Genomic DNA, 12,694 nt, shown 5'->3' on the forward strand with positions numbered 1-12,694 from the left:
CCGCGCCGTTGTAGATATGCTCCAATAGCAAAAGCCCTGCCATCGAAAGCCAGCCCGTTAGGCTGACTCCTATATGAGTTTGCGGCGGAGCGGAAGAGGTGAAGCATGGCCCTTATTAGCCGCCAGCTGTTCTCGGCCAGCCCGGAAATCCGGGTGAGAGTGTAACGCTCTCTGCACACGACGACTTCCAAACCCAGCGAGCCAAGCTTGCAAGCATCATGCTGGACGCAATGTACCAGTTCGTCGGCCTGCTAGACGTCGACGGCAAGATGCTCGAGATCAATCGCGCAGCGCTCGAGGGAATCGGCATTCAAATGGATGACATTCGCGGAATGCCATTCTGGGAGGCCAGATGGTGGGTCATCTCTTCGGAGACCCAGCGCGTCTTGCAACAGCTGATCCGACGCGCAAGCCAAGGCGAGTTCGTCCGCGGTGACTTCGAGGTATACGGCCAAAAGATGGGCGAGGAGACGATCATTGTCGACTTCTCGCTATTACCTATCAGAGATTCGGATGGCAACGTGGTGTTCCTGCTGCCTGAAGGGCGCAACATCACGGAAAAGAAGCGCACCGAAGCTGCGCTTGCGCGGAAGAACGAGGAGCTTCAATCCAGCTGGGATCTAATCTGCCGTCAGCGCGATGAACTTCAGAGTCTTTACGATCGACTCATGGTCGAGCAGAAGCTTTCGGAGCGGCTGCTTTTGAACCTGCTGCCCACTCCGATAGCTGAACGACTAAAAGCACGTCCGGAAATTGTAGCCAACCGCATTCCGGAAGTCATAGCCGACAGCTTTCCGGAAGTGACGGTCTTGTTTGCGGACATCGTGGCATTCACCCGTTTCTCGGTGGGGATGAGCGCCGAGCGCCTGGTCGCAGTGCTCAATGAGATCTTCACCGAATTCGACACCATCGCGGATCGCCGCGGACTTGAGAAGATCAAGACAATCGGGGACGCTTACATGGCAGCAGCTGGGCTACCGGAACCGGTTTCTGACCATGCTGTCCGAGCTGCCGACATGGCACTGGACATGATAGACGCGCTCAGACTGTTCAATCGACGCACCGGCTATAACCTCCGGATGCGAATTGGCATCAATAGTGGATCGGTAGTGGCCGGCGTTATCGGTAAGCGCAAGTTCATTTACGACTTATGGGGCGATGCCGTCAACACTGCAAGTCCAATGGAGTCCCATAGTTTGGCTGGACGGATTCAAGTTACCGACGCAACTCGCAATCGATTGGGAGAATCCTTTCTGTTCGAAGAACGCGGCATCATCGCGGCAAAGGGGATCGGTGCAGTGCATACCTGGTTCCTGACTGGCCGCCGCGAGCCGCTATAGCGATAGGTGTTTTCCCCTGACCAGATTCCCCGAGACACCCTCGCTTCCACGTTTTTCCCCGCTGGCCGGATTAAATTCCCCCACCTTTGGCCACTCAAACTCCCCCAGGCAGGCGGCGCGCGTCAAGGTAGATGTTGCCTCATTCATGCAGCCAAACGCTGGTTTTCGGCGCCTGGCTTGATACCGGTGGGCACGGCAATCTCGCGCTCCGGATTGAGCGTGACCGTGTCGATTGGCGACCAGCGTGGCGCCGGTGTCACCGTGCAGCACCGGCTTGGCCGCCATGCCGGTCGCGTCTGCCAGAATCTCTCCGGTTCAGGGCAGATTATTGTGGGTTTTGAAACCGAGCATTGCGAGTGCAAGGGTTTACCGCCACAAGGGAAATCCCTAATATGGCACTTATCGAATGCCGCAGTGCAACAAGCACTGAACCAAAGGGAATGGCATTCACCAGTTTGAAGAAAGAGGTGAGTCATGAATACCAATCGCCGTGCCTTAGTCGCTGTCGCCGCACTCGCTGCCACCCTGGCGGCTGCTCCGGTGTTTGCCAAGAGTGGCAAATTCGATACTTACACTGACGGCGCGCGGTCTGGGAAGTACGATGTTTACACTGACGGCGCAAAAAGCGGCAAATTCGACACTTATACGGACGGCGCCAGGTACTACATTGCGTCCGACCGCGCCTCCCTCTAAGGGCTGCAAATCCCGGTCGGGGACACCTCCCCTCCCCCAAACCCGGCTCAGCTCTCCTGAACCCCACACTTCCCCAGAGTGTGGGGATTTTACTTTTCGGGAACCAGAACTTTCAGACCCCCGATACGGGGGCGTGCCAGGAGAAACCCTGGCAATAGCACATATTCCCAGAAGTAATAAAGAACGCCGCTTTTATGCGCGCGACGTCAACTGCTCGAGCGCGCGCTTGGCGCCGCTATCGTACTGTCCCGGCTGCTGGAGCAATTGGAGTGCCGGCGAGACGCGCCCTGCATCCATCAATGGATACTCCCCCCCTTCAGGCGTGCGATCATCTCAGGGACCCTCTGGTATTTGGTGCTGGTGCTGACCGTTCCGCAGGGCGCCCACTAGAGAAGGCGATTGATGGTCGTCAACGGGCAGCGGCGACGTCGTCGAAGGTGCCGGTCGGGGCCCTCGGCCATCCGCATCCGTCCGATCCGGCATAATGCCCGGCGCACGGGATTGAACTGGATAATACAAATGAAACCGGACATCTCTCGCGAAGAGACCTCACCAAGCACGGACGGGGGCGACGACTGCCCCTTGCGCTGGTTCGACGCGGATCGCGGTGCATTCGAATCGCTCGAGCGATTAATTGCCGAGCATCCGGCGGATTTCTTTGCGGGCGAGCGTTTTGATCCGGTTGGCGCGTGCGCCACACGCGAGGCGGTGTTCGCGTCGGTTGAGCTGCCCGAGACTCCGACATCGCCACAAGCGCATGCCGATCATCTGCTCAACGACGTGTTTCGGCACGTGATGCCCGTGGCATCGCCCACTTTCGTCGGACACATGACGTCGTCGCTGCCGTCGTTCATGCCTTCGCTGGCCAAGGTGATAGCAGCGCTGAACCAGAACGTCGTGAAGCTCGAGACGTCGGGCGCGCTGACAGGGCTCGAGCGCCAGGTCATCGGCATGCTGCACAAGCTGGTGTTTGCGCAGGACAGCTCGTTCTATGCGAGATGGCTGCACGATGCCGACCACGCGCTCGGCGCGATCTGTTCTGGCGGCACGGTCGCCAACCTTACCGCGCTATGGGCGAGCCGCAACAACTTGCTGGGCGCGCGTGATGGCTTCGCCGGCATCCATCGCGCCGGACTGGTGGCTGCGCTACGCCATTACGGCTATGACGGGCTTGCAATCGTCGTCTCGGAGCGCGGGCACTACTCGTTGCGAAAGGCAGCCGATGTTGTTGGCATCGGGCGCGACAATCTCGTGCCGGTCGGGGTCGATGCAGACGGTCGCATGCGCATCGACCTGCTGCGCGACACCCTGCGTGACCTGCAGCAGCGCAACATCCGGCCGATGGCGATCGTCGGCATAGCGGGGACGACGGAGACGGGCGCCGTCGATCCACTCGACGCGATTGCGGATGTTGCTCATGAGGCCGGCTGCCATTTCCACGTGGATGCCGCGTGGGGCGGCGCAACACTGCTGTCGGAGCGCGAGCGCTGGCGCTTCGCGGGCATCGAGCGTGCCGATTCCGTCGTCATCGATGCGCACAAACAGTTCTACGTGCCAATGGGTGCCGGCATGGTGCTGTTCCGGGGCCCGGCGTGGACGCAGGAAATCATCCAGCATGCGAACTACATCGTGCGCAAGGGCTCGGTGGACCTGGGGCGCCATACACTCGAAGGATCGCGCGGCGCGGCGGCAGTCATGCTCTATGCGAACCTTCATCTGCTCGGTCGCAAGGGGTTGGCGCAGTTGATCGATCGTAGCATTGATAACGCCCGCTACTTTGCATCCCTGATTGCGCAGCAGCCGGATTTCGAGCTCGACAGCCACCCGCAGCTTTGCATCCTCACCTATCGCCATGTGCCCGAGGCCGTGCGTGCCGCGCTCGCAACGGCTTCGGCCGACAGGCGCCAGAAGATCCTGGAAGCGCTGGATGCGCTGACCATCAGCATTCAGGAAATGCAGCGCGATGCCGGCCGCTCGTTCGTATCGCGCACGCAGTTGACGTCGACACAGTGGGGTGGCCGCCCGATTGCCGTTTTCCGCGTGGTGCTGGCCAATCCGGATACGACGCATGCCATCCTGCAGGACATCCTCGACGAACAGCGAGCGCTGGCGGCGGCTAGCCCATGCATGGCGCCGCTGATGGCGTTGGTGGGAGCGCCGGACGCCGCGTGAGGCAATGGCAGCTGGCGGGCGCCTTGGCCCTGGCAGAGACCGTCCCGGGCTTTTTAACGGCTTCCGGCAACAATAGCGTCAAAACGGCTACATTCACGCTGCAGCGACAAGCTATAGATGAGGACGCAACGGGTGGCCACGTCGATGACAGCCAGCAACCAGACTCGCTTTGCTTCGAAGCGGTGCGCGCCGCGCGCCCGGACGAGCGCAACCGGCTCCGCTATTTGCAGAGAATCTTCCATAAGATCAATGCCTTAACAGCGGGATTCGAAGTTTAGGACGCCAATTGACAAAATTAATCCGCCCCAAGTCGAATTGACGACTTTGCTTCGCGGGGAGTTCAAGCAACTGCCGTGATAGACGCCTGATGTCCGCCTGCGCGGGCAAGACAGCGGCGCCGAAATGTCTGTGGCGAAAATGCCTTAGCCCCCTTTTGGGGGACGTCAATCAGGCCGGAATGGCACATAGTAGCCATAATGCATGCCGGCCAGCCATTGCACATTCGCTTGGTCGCCGATACCCGCCCTCTCGCCGGCGGGCGGCGCACCTCTTGCAGGCCCTGCCGGTGCATATCCGGAGAGCGCTTTGACATCATTGCTTCGCGATTCCACGGCTACCCCGCCGCTTTTGCCACTCGAGCGGGGTATGAAACGACGTGACGCTTTCGGCGCGCGCCGGCCCGGCTCCACGCGGTGAGCACGGGACTAGAGTGCGTGCTGCTTGTCGGGTTCGCTGACCTCGACTAGCCTGTTATCGATATCGATTCTTCGCTGCGCTGCGATACCCATTTGATGCCAGAACGCTCGACCACCCGATATGGCAAGGCGCTGCAGCGCCTGCGCCAGGTCTTTTCCCCGTTGAACCTGGGGGCGGCGGCGTGGCTGATTGCAACATGGGCGTTCGCGGCGTTTCAGCTCGTGAGCGAGCGGGACCGCTTGCTGCACGACGCCGCGGAACGTACCCAGGCGGAGGCCCGGGCGTTCGGCGCGTACTCGAAATCCGGCATCCTGCGGCTGTCCGAGTTCCTCCTCGACCTGCGGGCCAGTTGGCTGGTAGGCCAGCCGGGGTTCATCGACATGGTGCGTGAGCGGGAGAACCTGGTGGTGGACCTGTCGTTCCAGGTGTCGGTGATCGACAAGCATGGCCTGCTCATCTACTCGTCCATCGCCCCGCCCGCGCCCGGCGAGAAGGTCGACCTGAGCGGGCGCAAGCATTTCCGGGTCCATCAGAACGCGGGCGGGCGCGACATGCTGTTCATCAGCGACCCGGTGAAGGGCAAGGTCTCGCGCAAATGGTCGATCCAGTTCACGCGCCCCATCCTGCGCGCGGGCAGCTTCGACGGGGTCATCGTGGTCTCGGTCAGTCCGGAGCAGTTCGCCAGCTTTGCGCAGACGTTCACTAACCGCGATGGCGAAGTGGCGTCGGTCATCAAGACTTCCGGCCAGGTCATTGCGCGCGTGCCGGCCCTGGAGGGCACGCTGGCCAGGGCGGTCAGCAACAGGCCGTATCTCGCCAGCGAGTCGCCCCAGTCTGGTAGTTATCGGGCGGTGTCGGGCTCCGAAGGCGTGGAGCGGGTCTTCGGCTATTACCGTGTGCCGGAGTTCGGGCTCAATTTCGTGGTGGGCGAGTCGGTCGGCCGGGTGCTGGCGCCCTACGAGGTCTATCGCCGCGTTGCCTTGGCCGGCGCCATTGCATCCACGCTGCTGCTTGGCCTGTTGTACTACAGCCTGCGCCGCTCCATGGCGGAGCGACGGCGCCATATGGAGGAGATGCGGCTGGCTTCGCTGGTCTATTCGTCCAGCAGCGAGGCCATGGTGGTGACGTCGCTCGATGGCACCATCATCGACGTGAATCCGGCCTTTGCCGCCGCCACCGGCTATACAGCCGAGGAGATCAAGGGCCGCTCGGGCTATAGCGTCAGCGGGGCAGGCAATGCGGCAGGGCTGGTCGAACGCCTGCGGGCCACCGTGGCAGCCAAGGGCAGATGGAGCGGCGAATTCTCGATCCGCCGCAAGGACGGCAGCGAGTTTCCCGCCTACCTGACCGTGGATACCTACCTGGCCCACGCGTATGGCGAGCGCCGCCGCGTTGCGCTGATCCATGACATGACCGAGAAGCGCCAGTCGGAAGAAGTCATCCGGCACCAGGCGAATTTCGATGCGCTGACGGATCTGCCCAACCGCCGCCTGTTCTTCGGGCGGCTGGAGCAGGAGATCGAGCGCTCGCGCGGCATGCAGGATGCGCTGGCGCTGCTGTTCATCGACCTGGATCGCTTCAAGGAGGTGAACGATACCCTCGGCCACGATCAGGGTGACCAGTTGCTGCTGGAGGCGGCGCGGCGGATTGCGGCATCGGTGCGCGCGTCGGATACCGTGGCGCGGCTGGCCGGCGACGAGTTCACCGTGATCCTGCCCGCGGTGGGTGATGCCGGCGTTGCCGGGGGCATTGCCCAGGCGATCCTGGAGCGGATTGCCGCGCCTTACCGCCTGGCCGGCGAGCTGGTGGTGGTGTCGGCCAGCATCGGCGTGGCGACCTACCCCAAGGACGCCGACAACGCCGAGGACCTGCTGGTGTGCGCCGACCAGGCGATGTTTGCCGCCAAGGAGGAGGGCCGCAATCGCTGGAAGGTCTTCACCCAGGCGCTGCTGCAAGCGGAGAGGGAGCGCCTGCGCATCACGCAGGACCTGCGCACGGCGCTGGCGTCCGGGCAGTTCGCGCTGCACTACCAGCCCATTGTCAATCTGCGCACGGGCAAGGTCTGCAAGGCCGAGGCCCTGATCCGCTGGGACCATCCGGTACGCGGGCCGATCCACCCGGCCGATTTCATTGCCGTTGCGGAGGAATCCGGCCTCATCATCGACATCGGCCGCTGGGTGCTGACGGAAGCGCTAAACCAGCTTGCGCGCTGGCAGGTGCTGCTGGGCACGGGCTTCCAGATTTCGGTCAACAAATCACCAGTGGAGTTCTGCGCGCCTGCGAGCGGGCCCGAGTCCTGGTCCAGCATGATCGAGCGCAGGAACGTGCCGGTGGGCAGCCTCGTCATCGAGATCACCGAAGGCTCGCTGATGGAGCAGAACGCCGATGTCATGGACCAGCTCTCCCGCTTCCAGGCGGCCGGCATCGAGATCGCGCTCGACGACTTCGGCACCGGCTACTCGTCCTTGTCGTACCTGCGGCGCCTGGACATTGACTACATCAAGATAGACCAGTCCTTCATCCGCTCGCTGACGCGGGGCCCGGACGACGTGGCCTTGTGCCGCGCCATCATCAGCATGGCGCATGCACTACGCATCCGCGTGATTGCCGAGGGCGTCGAGACCGAGTCGCAGCGCGACATCCTGCTGGCTGCCGGCTGCGACTACGGGCAAGGCCACTTCTTCTGTCCGCCGGTGGAGGCCAGAGCGTTCGAGGCCTTCGTGAGCGCCGTGACTTGAGGCGAGCGGCGTCCTTCGGTGCCTTGGTCGGGGGCTCGTCTGGGCTTCGTCCTTGCGCTTAGTTCCTACACTTAGTTCCTGCGCTTCTCTCGCATGCTGTCAGGCGCTCAGGCAACCCTTCCATCGAAGGGGGCGAAGCGTTGCGACGAGTCACAGGCTTTGGCCGGGGCGAGTGGGTCATAGGCGCGCTCGTGTCCCACCGGGGATATCGTCACGTCATTCGGTACCGATCGTCGTTACCGGAACCCAGCGGCCACCTTTTACCTGATAGAGCGTCGACGTCGGATTCTTCAGGTCGCCGTTCGGATCGAAGGCTATCTTCCCGGTGATGCCCTCGTATTGCGTTGCCCGGAGCGCCGATACAAATTCGGCCGACTTCGCAGAATTTGCCTGCTTGATCGCGTTTATAGCCACCCACGTGGCGTCGTACGCGAAGGGTGCATAGATGAGGCTGTCGGCGCCGAAGCGCTTCCTGAATTTCTGCACGAAGGCCTTGCCTTGTGGCAGCGTTTCGACAGGACGTCCGTATTCCCAGGCCATCGCGCCTTCCGCGGCGGGACCCGCAACGTTCAGGAAGATACTGTCGGCAATGCCACCGCTTCCGACGAACTGGGTGCGCATGCCGAGCTCCCTCATCCGTTTCGTGATGAGCGCCGCCTGGTTGTCCAAGCCGGCGAAGAACAGGAGATCGGCATTGGCGGCCCTGATGTTCGTGAGCTGCGCGCTGAACTCGACCGCCTTGTCGTTGGTGTATTCAGCGATCGCGATTTTGCCGCCGGCGCCGGTGACGGCCTTCTTGAACTCGTCCACTGCCCCCTGGCCGAACGCGGTCCGGTCGTCCATCACCGCAATGCGCTGCCCCTTCATGACATTGACCGCGTACTTCCCCGCAGTACCGGAGTTTTGCGTGTCGGTCGCAATGATGCGGAAGACCGTCTTCAGGCCTTGATGCGTGATGGCCGGATTGGTCGCTGCCGGATGGATCACCGGGACACCCGCGCTGGCGAAGATCAGCGTGGACGGCAGCGCAACGCCTGAGTTGTAATATCCGACAACGACAGCCACCCCGTCATCAACTAGCTTCTGGGCGGCCTGAACGCCGATGCGCGGGTCACTTTGGTCGTCCACCGAATCAAGCTCGAAGCGGGCGTCCCGGCCATCCACCTTGATGCGCTGCGCGTTGGCCTCCTCAACAGCGAGACGAACACCGTTCTCAATGTCCTTGCCGTTGGCGGCATTGATCCCGGTAAGAGGACTGGGCACCCCAATTTTGACAACCAGTTGCCCATATGACTGGTTGCAAGCGAAGGACAGTAAAAGGGCGCTTAGGCTCGTAACGAGCAGCCGTCCAGCAAAATGGATCATTGGTCAATTCCGGCGACTAAGGGAATCGGCGCGGGCGCTACCACCGGCCGCACCCACCCTACCCCCGATTCTAATGGCGCCCCTAATGGCGACCGCTATTCTGCGATGGTGGCATGGGGACGGGTCAGTCTGCAATGCGACGACCCAACATGGCACCGCTCGCCGACCTGCTGACACTGGCCGAACACCATGCCCCCTGGATCGGGGTAGACGACGATCAATTTCTTCCAGTTACTCGACGCGGCAAATCTTTTTAGAAAATCCCCTGAGACGGATCCCCATCATGTGGATCTTTAACTCGTCGAGCACAGGCAATTTGATGAGAACGGTATCTTACGTTTCACAACTAATATCAGCTCTCGTCGATGTGAGACAAGATACGATGTGCGAGGCGAAGGTGGGGCCGATCTATCATTGCATTTCCCAGCCTGGCCACACCCGAGGCGCCGACCCTTGAGAACGCGTCGACCACCTGTCTAGCCCAGCGTATTTCCCCTTCCTGCGGCATGAAAGCCTGGTTTATGGCATCAATATGAGAAGGATGCGCGGCAGCCTTGGCTGTAAATCCGTCTCGCTTCGCCCGTGCGGCTTCTTCTCCGATCTGCACCGGGTCGGGCAGGTTTGTACTGACAGCGTCGATGGCGTCGATACCCGCCCGGGCCGCCGCCAGCAGGCACATGGTACGAGCCACGGAAAACGGCGTGGTCAACTCCTTGCCGGTATGCGAGGAGAATGCGCCAAGGTCGGCCGCAAGGTCATCCACGCCCCACATCAGCGCGCGCAGCCGCATGGGTGCATTGCGATACGACGATAGTCCGAACACCCCTTCAGACGATTCGGTCGCCATCGCGATGATCGAAACCTCCCAGCGATTCTCCAATAGCGCGCATTCAAAGGCCGCCAGGAAGTCACAGAGGCGATGCACGTCATCGACACTGCGGCACTTCGGCAGCACGATCGCGTTGGGCCGGTGCGGGATCACAGCGCCCAGGTCGCGCAGAATGTGGCCGGACGCCAGCCCGTTGACTCGCACTAGCAAGGCCGAGTGCATCGAGGTCCGATGCCGCTCGAGGAACCCAACCAGCTTGCGCCGTGCGTCGTCCTTGCCTGACTCGGGGACGGCATCTTCCAGGTCGAACACCAAGCCATCCGCAGTCGACCTCAGCGAGGCCGCAAGCTTTCGTTCGCTGTCCGCGGGAACGAAAAGGAGTGAGCGCAAGCGCTGTGGCAGGTTGTCATGCATAGGCGTTTGTACTGCTATTCTCCGACGGTGAGCTTCGTGGCTGTTCTAGTCATGCCCCAGACAATGCGAGCGCTCTGGGGTCTGGCAAACCGGGCTTTCCGAACGCAGGTTCGTCCAGCGACGAATGGTCTGGTGGAATGCGTAGGCGATATCCCTCGCGGGAAGCTGCACAAAGCCTCTCTATTGTTGCTGCACTTGGCTTCCGTTCCGTACGAAAGGCAGACGAACTACTTTCGCAGAGACTCTCTTGTTGTAGACCTCAACACTCACATATGAGCCAAACTTGATGTCAGGGGTAATCAGTGCCAAAGCGATGGCGATTTGAAGCGTCGGACTATACGTTCCGCTGGTGACCTCCCCAATCACTTCTCCTTGGAGGCTCATCACCGGGCTTTGCGCGCGAGCGACCGCGGCGCTTCCCTCAAAAGCGAGCCCAACTAACTGCCGAGTCTGGCGGCGAGCACAAAGCGCTGCTTTGCCGACAAAATCGCGCTCTAGCCCCAGATCAACACTCCAGCCCAAGCCGACGTCGAAGGGCGAAGTCTGTGGGTCCATGTCGCGCCCATTCAGGTGCATGCCTGCCTCGAGCCGAAGGGTATCCCATGCGTCGAGGCCCGCTGCGCAGATGCCGGCCGACCTCAGCATGTCCCATACTTGAACAGCATGCTTTGCCAGCATGATCAATTCGAAGCCATCCTCGCCGGTTTTCCCCGTTCGTGCCAGCATCAATTCGCCCACTGCGGAGTCGTACACGGTGATGGAATTGAACGGCTTTACCTTGTCCGCCGCGCGGGTTGACGGAATCGCTCGAAATACCTTCTCCCGAGCATTGGGACCCTGCACGGCGATAATTGCCAGCGGCTCCACATCGCCCGTGACAAGATCCTGGCGCCGCACGACCAGACTCACCGAGCTTTTCATCGCAACGATCTGCGATCGGATCCATTGAATGTCGTGGCTTGCAGCGTGTGCATTCAAGACGATACGGAAGTATTCAGCGTCCAGGTAGTAAACGACAAGGTCATCGATCACCCCTCCTTCGCTGTTAAGCATGCACGAATAGAGTGCTTTGCCCGGCGACTTCAGTTTGCCGATGTCGTTGGCAAGAAGCTTGCCGAGAAACATTCGAGCGTCCGTCCCGTGTACGTCGATCACGCACATATGCGAGAAGTCGAACATAGCGGCATCCTCGCGCACGGTGTGGTGCTCTTCAATCTGGGATCCATAAGCAACTGGCAGTTCCCAGCCACCAACATCAGCCATACGGGCACGGATGAAACGGTGACGCTCATACAGTGGAGTACGCAATGAGTGGGAAATCGTCTGGCTCATCGGGATGTCAAGGTCAGTAGTCAAGCTGGCGCGATATTGCGCATGGGATTCCGGGCGTGAGTTCATGGCGTCTGAGGCTCTAGTGAGCGTCGCTTACGCCGCCGGTGATCATCCCGTCGGTCGGCGCTCGTGGCTGGGCGCATGACCGAACTGCGCACGGTACGCTTTGCTGAAATGGCACGGCGAATGGAATCCGCACACGGTCGTCACACGGGCGATTGACGCGTTGGTCGTGCGCAGCAGGTCGCGCGCGCGCTTCAGGCGCAGCGTAAGGTAGTAGTGGGTCGGCGACACATTCAGATAGAGCTTGAACATCCGCTGCAGATGCCGCTGCGACAGCCGCACGAGCCGCGCCAGCTCATCGAGCGACAGCGGCTCCTCAATATTCGACTCCATCAGCCGCACCACCTCGATCAGCTCCGCGCGCGAGAGGCCAACCCGTGCATCGACGGGAATCGGCTGCGGATCAGTCGCGCTGCGGATCCGCTCGAGAATGAATTGTTCAGAGACCTGCGCGGCAAGCTGCCGGCCGAAGCGCAGACCGACGAGATTCAGCATCATGTCGATTGGCGCGGTGCCGCCCGTGCAGGTAAGCCGGTCACGGTCGATGACGAACAGTTCGTCGGCGAAATGCACCAGCGGAAACTCGTCGTGCAGCGCCGATCGGTTCTCCCAATGCACCGCGCAGCGATATCCGTCGAGCAGCCTGCTCGCCATCAGCGCATAGGCACCCGTGCAGATACCGCCGAGCGGAATGTCCTGCCCGGCGAGCTGGCCAAGCACCGCGCGCGTGCCGTCGTCGACGGCGTCGCGGATGCGAATGCCGCCGCAGACGATCATCACGTCCGGCAGTCCTGACCCAACCAATGCGCGCGTCGGCCGAACCACGATGCCATTGCTCGCGTGCACCGGCGCACCGTCGGGCGAATAGACCGACCATGTGTAATGCTCGGCGCGCCCGACATAGTTCGCCATGCGCAGTACTTCGACCGCGCTCGAGAACGCGATCATCGAGAAATCAGGCACTGTCAGGAAGCCGAAATGCGCAAGGGACGACATCGAAGATGAAGCGCTGTCAGCTGGCACGGCGGCAACGGACCTCACATCGCTCTCCT

10 protein-coding genes are annotated in these 12,694 nt (G+C 61.5%); 6 read left to right on the top strand and 4 right to left on the bottom strand.

Annotation, left to right across the window (positions count from 1 at the left end):
* Positions 1-218: 218 nt before the first annotated feature.
* The 6 genes from DN412_RS15120 to DN412_RS15145 all read left to right on the top strand — a co-directional run bounded on the left by DN412_RS15120 (position 219) and on the right by DN412_RS15145 (position 7,639).
* Entirely contained in the window at positions 219-1,340 is a 1,122-nt protein-coding gene (locus DN412_RS15120) for an adenylate/guanylate cyclase domain-containing protein (RefSeq protein ID WP_244222658.1), read from the top strand.
* A gap of 219 nt (positions 1,341-1,559) precedes the next feature.
* Entirely contained in the window at positions 1,560-1,799 is a 240-nt protein-coding gene (locus DN412_RS43400) for a hypothetical protein (protein WP_161564002.1), read from the top strand.
* Positions 1,800-1,814: 15 nt separating this feature from the next.
* On the top strand, positions 1,815-2,033 hold the full coding sequence (locus tag DN412_RS15130; protein WP_115212366.1) for a hypothetical protein: 219 nt from the start codon (positions 1,815-1,817) through the stop codon (positions 2,031-2,033).
* A 519-nt stretch (positions 2,034-2,552) separates the two neighbouring features.
* Positions 2,553-4,205: a pyridoxal-dependent aspartate 1-decarboxylase PanP gene (panP, locus tag DN412_RS15135; RefSeq protein WP_115212367.1), complete on the top strand. Its 1,653-nt coding sequence runs from the start codon at positions 2,553-2,555 to the stop codon at positions 4,203-4,205.
* A 23-nt stretch (positions 4,206-4,228) separates the two neighbouring features.
* A complete protein-coding gene (locus DN412_RS43405; RefSeq protein ID WP_161564003.1) occupies positions 4,229-4,483 on the top strand; it encodes a hypothetical protein in 255 nt (84 codons plus the stop codon).
* 513 nt (positions 4,484-4,996) lie between these two features.
* Positions 4,997-7,639 (top strand): bifunctional diguanylate cyclase/phosphodiesterase, encoded by a 2,643-nt coding sequence (locus tag DN412_RS15145; RefSeq protein WP_115212369.1) that lies wholly within the window; start codon positions 4,997-4,999, stop codon positions 7,637-7,639.
* A gap of 216 nt (positions 7,640-7,855) precedes the next feature.
* On the opposite strand, the gene DN412_RS15150 is transcribed toward DN412_RS15145, so the two are convergent.
* The 4 genes from DN412_RS15150 to DN412_RS15165 all read right to left on the bottom strand — a co-directional run bounded on the left by DN412_RS15150 (position 7,856) and on the right by DN412_RS15165 (position 12,683).
* Entirely contained in the window at positions 7,856-9,004 is a 1,149-nt protein-coding gene (locus DN412_RS15150) for a branched-chain amino acid ABC transporter substrate-binding protein (protein ID WP_115212370.1), read from the bottom strand.
* Positions 9,005-9,356: 352 nt separating this feature from the next.
* Positions 9,357-10,247, bottom strand: coding sequence for an HpcH/HpaI aldolase/citrate lyase family protein (locus DN412_RS15155; protein ID WP_115212371.1), 891 nt, complete (start codon positions 10,245-10,247; stop codon positions 9,357-9,359).
* A 180-nt stretch (positions 10,248-10,427) separates the two neighbouring features.
* Complete coding sequence (gene gcvT / locus DN412_RS15160; protein ID WP_115212444.1) at positions 10,428-11,579, bottom strand: glycine cleavage system aminomethyltransferase GcvT; 1,152 nt, start codon at positions 11,577-11,579, stop codon at positions 10,428-10,430.
* A gap of 108 nt (positions 11,580-11,687) precedes the next feature.
* The gene (locus DN412_RS15165) at positions 11,688-12,683 is read right to left on the bottom strand and encodes a GlxA family transcriptional regulator (RefSeq protein WP_425267419.1); all 996 of its coding nucleotides are present in this window, start codon (positions 12,681-12,683) and stop codon (positions 11,688-11,690) included.
* Between the last annotated feature and the right edge of the window lie 11 nt (positions 12,684-12,694).

The organism is Cupriavidus lacunae, from assembly GCF_003353055.1.
Taxonomy (GTDB): Bacteria; Pseudomonadota; Gammaproteobacteria; order Burkholderiales; family Burkholderiaceae; genus Cupriavidus; species Cupriavidus lacunae.

What these genes read in the sequence shown, in the direction of transcription:
- gcvT (WP_115212444.1), bottom strand. Translation starts at nt 11,579, where the DNA reads ATGAGCCAGACGATTTCCCACTCATTGCGTACTCCACTGTATGAGCGT.
- DN412_RS15150 (WP_115212370.1), bottom strand. Translation starts at nt 9,004, where the DNA reads ATGATCCATTTTGCTGGACGGCTGCTCGTTACGAGCCTAAGCGCCCTT.
- DN412_RS15155 (WP_115212371.1), bottom strand. Translation starts at nt 10,247, where the DNA reads ATGCATGACAACCTGCCACAGCGCTTGCGCTCACTCCTTTTCGTTCCC.
- DN412_RS15120 (WP_244222658.1), top strand. Translation starts at nt 219, where the DNA reads ATGCTGGACGCAATGTACCAGTTCGTCGGCCTGCTAGACGTCGACGGC.
- panP (WP_115212367.1), top strand. Translation starts at nt 2,553, where the DNA reads ATGAAACCGGACATCTCTCGCGAAGAGACCTCACCAAGCACGGACGGG.
- DN412_RS15145 (WP_115212369.1), top strand. Translation starts at nt 4,997, where the DNA reads ATGCCAGAACGCTCGACCACCCGATATGGCAAGGCGCTGCAGCGCCTG.
- DN412_RS15130 (WP_115212366.1), top strand. Translation starts at nt 1,815, where the DNA reads ATGAATACCAATCGCCGTGCCTTAGTCGCTGTCGCCGCACTCGCTGCC.